Source organism: Arcicella sp. (assembly GCF_964672035.1).
In genome coordinates this window covers 40,233-49,155 of the sequence record NZ_CBABQS010000030.1, presented here as the reverse complement: position 1 = coordinate 49,155, position 8,923 = coordinate 40,233, and the positions used below count along the sequence as shown (strand labels likewise).

The window sequence follows — 8,923 nt, the reverse complement described above, 5'->3', positions numbered from 1 at the left end:
GGTAATTTTTCTTTCAAACGATAGCCATTCAAACATTCCACCACAATGGCTGGGTCGTCTGAATTTAGGAGGGTATTGTACATCCCTGCCGCTTGTGTCATGTTGCGAGGTACACACAGATGTATGCCTCTGAGTCCTCCCAACAAGACTGCCATTGGAGAACCTGAATGCCACATTCCCTCCAAACGATGCCCACGAGTACGGATAATCAAAGGTGCTTTTTGGCCACCCACGGTGCGATAATATAAGCAAGCTAAATCGTCCGAAAGCGTTGCAAACGGATAAAGAATATAGTCTAAATATTGAATTTCGATGATAGGACGAAGCCCACGCATGGCCGCCCCGATTCCTTGTCCCACGATGGTCATTTCACGAATTCCTGTATCAGTAACTCGTAAAGCTCCGTGTTTTTCTTGCAGTCCTGCGAGGGTTTGGTTTACATCGCCAATTTTTCCAACATCTTCTCCCAAAATAAAAATTCTTGGGTCAGTCAAGAACAAATGGTTGAAGTTTTTATTCAAAATCTCTCGTCCGTCCACACTTGGCGAAGTGCCATCATATTGAGGAAGCACAACTGAAATTTTCAAGGGAGATTCATCCGAAATACTGTACTGATGAGAGTTAAAACGGTCAAGATTATTCTCGGCAGCTTTTGCCAACCATTCTTTTAAGCCCTGTTTTGTTGAGGTTTCTTCAAAACGTAATTTCCTTAAAACCTTACGAGCAGCCACTACATTTTCGTGGTGAATTGGATTGACTGCCTTGCGTAAACCTTCGGCAATGGCTTTAATTTCTACGCCACTTTTGCTTTCTGAAGCTGCCTGATACATCAACGAAAGTGCATCTTCACGCTCCGGTTTTATTGAATCCATGTAGGCGTTCCATGCTTCTTTTTGGGCAGCACGGCCAGCTTTAACACATTTATCATCAATGAGTTGTAATTCTTCTTCGGTAGCAAATTCTTCCGCAAGAATCCACTCACGGAATTTAGCATTACAATCAAAGTCGAGTTCAAATTGAAGTCTCTCGACAGATTTATAACGCTCATGCGAGCCTGATGCTGAGTGTCCTTGTTGTTGGGTAACTTCTTCTACGTGAACCAACGATGGAATATGAAAATCACGAGCCAAAGCAGCTGCTTTTTGGTAAGTTTCCATTAAACCAACATAATCCCACGCTTTAACCGTAAAAATTTCCAAACCTTCACCATCTTCATTGCGTTGAAATCCTGCCAAGGCCTTTGAAATAGAAGATTTTGTGGTCTGAAATTTGGAAGGAACAGAAATTCCATAACCATCATCCCAAACCGACATCACCAAAGGGATTTGCAAAACCCCTGCGGCATTCACACATTCCAAAAACATTCCTTCCGAAGTGGAGGCATCGCCAATCGTTGAGAAACAAACTTCATTGCCACCACGGGTGAATTTTTCTGAAATTTCCTGTAAATCAGAGAGTTGTCTGTATAATTTTGAAGCATAAGCCGCCCCAATCGCCCGAGGCATTTGCCCAGCCGTTGAAGAAACTCCTCCGATGGAGTTATATAATTTTGTTTGGTCAAGCCATTTTCCTTCCGAATCCAACCAACGAGTTGCATGGTGATTATTCATGGTTCGTCCGCCCGTGTGTGGGTCGAATTCAATATCTGGGTGTCCGTATAATTGGGAGAAATACTGGGTCCAAGTCATATCGCCAACCGCTGCTACGATGGTTTGATCACGGTAATAGCCCGAAACAAAATCACCCGCTTGCATGGCACGAGCGAGAGCAATTTGGCACATTTCCTTGCCATCTCCATAAATTCCAAACTTGGCTCTTCCTGCAAAAACCTCTTTCCTGACCAATAGACTACATTCTCGGCTCATACGAGCGAGTTGATAATCAACCAAGACAGATTCTTTGGTGAAGGTAACCGTTTCAGATAGTAATTCTTTTTCCAAGGCAGGGTTTTTTCGATGTTAGATATTAGGTTTTCGATGTTGGTTCGGGCGGAGTTCCGCTTTGCCGATGATGGATGTTCGTTTCTTGATGTTCGATTTGGAGCAAGTAGCATTCTTTGAAACCGAACATCGAAAACTGAACATCTAAATATTGAGTTATGCACATCGAAATTTCCTCCAAAAATACAAAAAAATACTTAGTACCACAAACAATGCAAATCGAACCAAGAGTTTATGCGCATTGTTAATGATTTGTTAAAGATTGGCAAAGATTTTGCAAACCTTTTCAAAGCATATACTTTTGTTTCGTGAAATTGAGAATAGCTTTGAGATATGGGTGTTGAGTAATGCGTTTACAGAATATTTTTTACGAAATATTTTAAATAACTTGCCAATAAATCTTTTCAAAATCAAACAATTCTAAGTCATTTTTAATTCAAAGTGCCTTTTGTTTGGGGAAGAATTAATAACTATTCATTCTTTTCTACTCATTTTTCACTGAAAAAGGTATCATAAACAATAAACAACAAATCAGAATTAGCCATGAAAAAATTATTTTTCTTATTCGCATTTTTGTTCGTAGCAACATTTGCAAACGCACAAGGAGTTATCAAATTCAAAACTGAATCCCATGATTTCGGTAAAGTAGAAGAAGGCGTTCAAGCTGCCTATACTTTTGAGTTTACAAACACCGGTACTGCACCCGTAGTAATCTCAAATGCACAAGCATCTTGTGGTTGTACTACGCCAGATTGGACAAAAGAGCCAGTTATGCCAGGTAAAACAGGGAAAGTTATGGCTTCTTTCAACTCACAAGGTCGTCCAGGTAATTTCTCTAAAACAGTAACCGTTATTAGTAATTCAGAAACACCACAAATTGTATTATCAATCAAAGGTGAAGTGAATCCAAAATCAGCGGCGGCAGAACCAGCAGCTGCTCCAGCAGTAGCACCAGCACCAGCACCAGCACCTGTAAAAGCAACAGTTAAGAAAAAATCAAGTAAATAAGCGAAAAGCTATTTCTTATCTTATATTTAGAAATTCCCACGAGTGTTTTTGACGCTTGTGGGAATTTTTGTTTTGTAGAGAATTTGAGTAAATTTATATCCATATGAAAACAATTTTTACTTTCATATCCAAACAACAAACTCATGAAAATTATACTCACTTTCGCTGTATTGATGATAAGCCTACAGATGGGTTTTTCTCAACAGAATATTCAAAAGAAAATCCAAACCCAATTAATCATGGCCGAGAATGGTTCAAGCGTTGATTTGGATGAAGGAACTTTTACTTTTTCAAGCAGTCTTTCGATGGAGGATAAGAAAAATGTTGTCATTAGCGGAAAAGGAATGGACAAGACAATTCTCAGTTTCAAAGGACAAACCGAAGGGGCAGAAGGTCTAAGAATTTCAAACGGAGAGAATATCACCATTGAAAATATGACGCTCCAAGATTCAAAGGGAGATTTAATAAAAACAATGAATGTGAAAGGCATTACTTTCAGAAATGTGAAAGTAGAATGGACGGGCACACCTTCGGAGAAAAATGGTGGTTATGGGTTGTATCCAGTGCAATGTCAGGAAGTTATGATTGATAATTGTATTGCCATCGGTGCATCTGATGCGGGAATTTACGTAGGACAATCCAAAAATATTGAAGTAAAAAACTCAAAAGCTTATCACAATGTGGCGGGTATTGAAATAGAGAATTCCTTGTATGCGAGTGTACATGATTGTGAGGCTTACGAAAATACGGGTGGCATTTTGGTTTTTGATTTACCCGATTTAGTCCAGAAAAAAGGCGGGTTTTGTAAGGTTTATAACAACTACATCCACGATAATAATTTCTTGAATTTTGCCCCAAAAGGAAATATTGTGGCGAGTGTATCTGACGGGACAGGCATTTTATTGTTGGCGGCCAGTAACGTTGAAATTTTCCAGAATAGAATTATCAATAATAAAACAATTGGCACAGGAATTATTAGTTATTATATGACCGAAAGACCCGTGACTGACGCAGCATACTACCCTTATCCAAGCGCCATCAGTATTCACGATAATGAGTATCAACGGCAACATATTCGCCCGACCAGTAAAGGAAGAATGGGCTTGATGTTTCGACTTAAATTGAAGTTTGGAAAAGACGTTCCGCATATTATCTACGATGGAATCATTGATCCACAAACGATTGATTCACAGGGGAATACATTTCCAGATAAGAAAATTTGTATCAAAAATAACAAAAATCAGACTTTTGTAAACATTGACGCTGAACATGGTTTTAAGGGTATGTCACGTGATATTTCAAACTATGATTGTACGCTTGAGCCGATTAAATTGGTTAGAAATGAAAAGTAAAACACAATATTTATATTTGAAGTGTAAGGAATGCTTCGCACAGAGCGAAGCATTCCTTAATCATCCCATTAAAGGTGTTATTTTAGTATTTATTCTGCTGGTATTTCTTTCCGTCAATTCTCTACATCTCTCTGAAAATCAAGCTACTGCTCCAAAAATGAATCTTTCGGAATACGGCTTTTTCAAGGGAAATATGGCAACACAAAAACCCGTGGATGGAATTGTTCCGTATTCCTTAAATACCCCTTTATTTTCTGATTATGCCGAGAAGTTGAGATTCGTAAAAATCCCAGCAGGAAAAACTGTTGCCTATAATCCCAAGGAAGTGTTAGATTTTCCAGTCGGAACAACCATCATCAAAACTTTTTATTATCCCAACGATTTTAGAGATGTTTCCAAAGGCAGACGATTGATGGAAACTCGTTTGTTGATTCATGAAGAAAGCGGCTGGAAAGCCTTGGAATACGTTTGGAATGATGAACAAACGGAAGCAGTTCTGGAGGTTGCGGGCGATACCAAAGAAGTCAGTTATGTATATTTAGACGGTAAAAAAAGAACACAACAGTATTCAATGCCAAATCTGAATCAGTGCAAAGGTTGTCATAATCGTTCGGAAGTAATGACTCCGATTGGTCCTTCGGCTAGGCAATTGAATGGCGATTTTGTTTATGAAGATAAAACTGAAAATCAATTAATTCACTTACAAAAAGCGGGTTTATTAAAAGATATGCCAGATTTGAAAGATTGTCCCAAATTGGCAGTTTGGAATAAACCCGAAACAGGAACCTTAGAAGAACGTTCGAGGGCTTGGTTAGATATTAATTGTGCGCACTGTCATAATCCAAAAGGGGCCGCCATGACTTCGGGCTTGAATTTGAGTATTCACGAAAATAATCTCACGGCTTTGGGATTCGATAAAACACCCGTGGCGGCGGGGCGTGGCTCAGGCAATCGTGATTATGACATCGTGCGAGGGAATCCCGATAAATCAATCCTCATCTACCGAATGGAATCCATCGATCCAGGAATCATGATGCCCGAAGTAGGGCGAAAAACGACGCATAAAGAGGGTGTGGCATTAGTGCGGGAATGGATTCGGTCTTTGAAGTGAGAATATTTTGTTCTGTAAAAGTTTCTATTTGAGTAATAGTAAAACTGGCATTTATGATGAAATTGGTTGAAATTAACCTTTCCTTACATATAGATATTAACGCTACATAAAAGTAAACTGAGAGATGCCTCCCTGAAAAACTCGTTACTTTGCTCTTTGTGGATACACCAGAATCTAAACCTTTTCTGATGATTAGAAATTTGCAAGCTCAGTTGTACAACAATACAGTTAAACTGCTATTACAATTTTAATTAAGTTAGTTATTGAAGTTGCGCATTCATTTATAAAATTTATTAGCCAATTTTAAAATTCAAAATAAAAGCAAATAACAACATTGCTTTTGAAAGGATTAAGATAAGATTATTATGAAAGAAATAGGACTATACGAGCAACTTATAAATAAATTGATTTCATCTAAGTTGAGTAACTTACAAAGAGATACTTTTTATATAAAAGAGACCGCAATTGATAAAAACGAAGCTGCAAGGATTTTTTCTCAGTATTTAAGCGAAAAAATTCGATTAGCTTTAAATCTACTTCCTGGTGATAATAGTATTGAAAAGCAAATAGAAGTATCCAACAAGATTATTTTTCTATTACGAGATGAGTTAAATGATGAAGAATTTGAGGATAATTTGATTGTTACAGAAGCAAAAATTCTTTCAGCAATTTTGTCAAAGCTTGATGCAAGGTTTTCAGATTTTGATAAATACTTAAAAGAAATTACTCCATATACTCGATTATCCCAAAGTGAATTATTCACTGGAAATAACGCTGGTATTTCACTTGAGAGCGAAATAAAAAAAGAAATTCTTTCATCTGATAGAATTTGCTTCTTGGTTTCATTCATTAAATGGACTGGAATTAGAATTTTTGAAAAAGAATTGGTTGAGTTTACTGAAAAAGGAGGGAAACTTGAAGTAATTACTACCTCCTATATGGGAGCAACAGATTTGAAAGCCGTACAATATCTTTCTTCGTTAAAGAATACTGTAATCAAAGTTTCCTATAATACAGATAATGAAAGGTTGCACGCAAAGGCATATTTGTTCATTAGAAATACAGGATTTCATACAGGTTACATTGGATCATCAAATATTTCCCGTTCAGCATTAACAAATGGGCTTGAATGGAACCTAAAAATCACTACTAAAGAAGTTGGCCATATCATTGATAAATTTCAAAAAACTTTTGATACTTATTGGCAAGATAAGGAGTTTGAATTATTTGATAATAACCATCATTCTGAAAAATTAAGAATAGCGCTTAAAAAAGAGAAGACAACAGAAAGGAATAGTTCTGCTGCATATTTTGATATAAAACCATTTCCATTTCAAGAAGAAATTTTAGAAAAGTTAGCGGTAGAAAGAATAGTTCATCATCGTTATAGAAATCTAATTGTTGCTGCAACTGGAACAGGAAAAACCGTTATCTCGGCATTTGATTTTAAAAACTTTGCAAAGCAAATATCAAATCCAAAGCTTTTATTTGTGGCTCATCGAAAGGAAATTCTTCAACAAGCCCAAGCAACTTTTCAAGGAATTCTGAAAAATAACAACTTTGGGGAATTGTGGGTCGATGGCATTGAACCTGAGAAATATGATTGTGTTTTCGCTTCTGTTCAAACGCTAAACAACAAAATTGATAATCTCAACCTTAGCGAAACATTCTATGATTTCATAATTGTAGATGAAGTTCATCATATTGCAGCTTCCAGTTATCGCCCAATATTGAATCGGTTTAAACCTAAAATTCTTTTAGGTTTAACAGCTACTCCAGAAAGAATGGATGGCGAAAATATTCTTAAAGATTTCTCAAATACAATAGCTGCTGAAATAAGATTGCCGGAAGCACTTAACCGAAAATTACTTTGTCCCTTTCAATATTTTGGAATTACCGACAGCATTGATTTATCAAATGTAGAATGGAAAAATGGAAGGTATTTGCCAAGTGAGTTAACTCGTATTTATACCCGAAATGATAGACGAGTAGGAGAAATAATTTCTAACTTGAATAAATACTTAAAAGATATTGACGAAGCAAGAGCTTTGTGTTTTTGTGTAACACAAGAGCATGCTCAATTTATGGCTGAAAAATTTTTGCTTGCCGGCCTGAAAGCTGATTATTTAACAAGTTCAAGAAACGAATTAAGAGATTCGATAAGAAGTAAGTTTTTAAGCAAAGAAATTAACTATCTTTTTGTTGTTGATATTTTTAACGAAGGGGTTGATTTGCCAGAAATTGATACTATTTTGTTTCTAAGACCTACGGAAAGTTTAACAGTTTTCCTTCAACAGCTTGGAAGAGGTTTAAGATTAGCTGACGGAAAAGAGTGTTTGACCGTTTTAGATTTTGTTGGAAATTCAAGGCCTGAATACGATTTTGAAGGAAAATTCAGAGCGTTGATTGGCAAGACTAATACATCAATTCAAAAAGAGATTGAAGATAATTTCCCCCATTTACCTCTTGGTTGCATTGTAGTTTTAGAAAAGAAATCAAAAGACTTTATTCTTGAAAATATTAGAAAAGCAACATCCTTGAATAAAAATCAATTGCTTAATAAAATTCAAAATTACAAGCATCAAACTTCACTGCCTCTTTCATTAAAAAATTTTTCAGAATTTTATCATATACCATTGCAATTAATTTATAAAAAGGGTAATTGGAAACGATTATGCGTTTTGGCAGAACAGATAGAAGATTACCCACCTATTAATGAACAAGAAATTACAAGAGCAATTAGTAAAAAATGGCTATCGTGTAATTCTATTTCTTACTTCAATTTCATCTTAGCATTAGCAAAGAAAAATTTTAATATAAATATTGACCAATTTAGTAAAATAGAAAAAGGGATGTGTTTAATGCTCCATTATGATATTTGGCAGGTAGCAGGTGGCTTCAACACATTAGAAGATAGCATCAAAGCAATAGGTAAAAATAAAATCCTTACAGAAGAAATAATTGGAATTCTTGAAATATTAATTGACAAAATTGATTTTTTGGAAAGTGAAATTTCACTTCCTTATTCTCAACCTTTACAAATTCATAGTCGATATACCAGAGACCAAATCTTAGCAGCTTTTAATATATCCACATTTGATAAAAAATCTAATAATCGAGAGGGTGTTGCTGAAAATAAGAATTTAAAAACTGAACTGCTTTTTATAGATTTAATCAAGTCTGAAACTGACTTTTCTCCGAGTAATTTATACAAAGATTTTGCCATTAGTGAAAATATTTTTCACTGGCAAACTCAAAATTCTGCCAGACCAGATAAGGGAAAAGGCTTAACATATATCAACCAACAAGATTCTCAGAAGAACATATTACTCTTTGTTCGGGAGAAAAACACAGACGAATTTAAAAATACAATGGCCTTTGTTTTTATTGGAAATGCAAAATTTTTAGAATATTCTGGTTCAAAACCAATGAGTATTAAGTGGCAACTCCATGACCCGATGCCACATTATATCTGGAAAGATTCAGCAAAAATGGCAATTGGATAAAAAGTT

General features: G+C 36.0%; 5 protein-coding genes. 4 read left to right on the top strand and 1 reads right to left on the bottom strand.

Annotated features, from left to right (window positions below):
* Positions 1 to 1,940 (bottom strand): thiamine pyrophosphate-dependent enzyme (locus tag AC1W31_RS10410; RefSeq protein WP_481734374.1); only part of this gene is annotated, 1,940 nt, incomplete at its 3' end.
* Positions 1,941 to 2,483: 543 nt separating this feature from the next.
* Between AC1W31_RS10410 and AC1W31_RS10405 the strand changes: the two genes are divergently transcribed.
* The 4 genes from AC1W31_RS10405 to AC1W31_RS10390 all read left to right on the top strand — a co-directional run bounded on the left by AC1W31_RS10405 (position 2,484) and on the right by AC1W31_RS10390 (position 8,917).
* On the top strand, positions 2,484 to 2,948 hold the full coding sequence (locus AC1W31_RS10405; RefSeq protein WP_481734373.1) for a DUF1573 domain-containing protein: 465 nt from the start codon (positions 2,484 to 2,486) through the stop codon (positions 2,946 to 2,948).
* Between the two features lie 143 nt (positions 2,949 to 3,091).
* Complete coding sequence (locus AC1W31_RS10400; protein WP_481734372.1) at positions 3,092 to 4,300, top strand: parallel beta-helix domain-containing protein; 1,209 nt, start codon at positions 3,092 to 3,094, stop codon at positions 4,298 to 4,300.
* Complete coding sequence (locus AC1W31_RS10395) at positions 4,290 to 5,411, top strand: SO2930 family diheme c-type cytochrome (protein WP_481734371.1); 1,122 nt, start codon at positions 4,290 to 4,292, stop codon at positions 5,409 to 5,411. Before AC1W31_RS10400 ends, AC1W31_RS10395 begins: the two co-directional genes overlap by 11 nt.
* 365 nt (positions 5,412 to 5,776) lie before the next feature.
* Positions 5,777 to 8,917, top strand: a complete 3,141-nt coding sequence (locus AC1W31_RS10390) for a DUF3427 domain-containing protein (protein WP_481734370.1) — start codon at positions 5,777 to 5,779, stop codon at positions 8,915 to 8,917.
* Positions 8,918 to 8,923 lie beyond the last annotated feature (6 nt).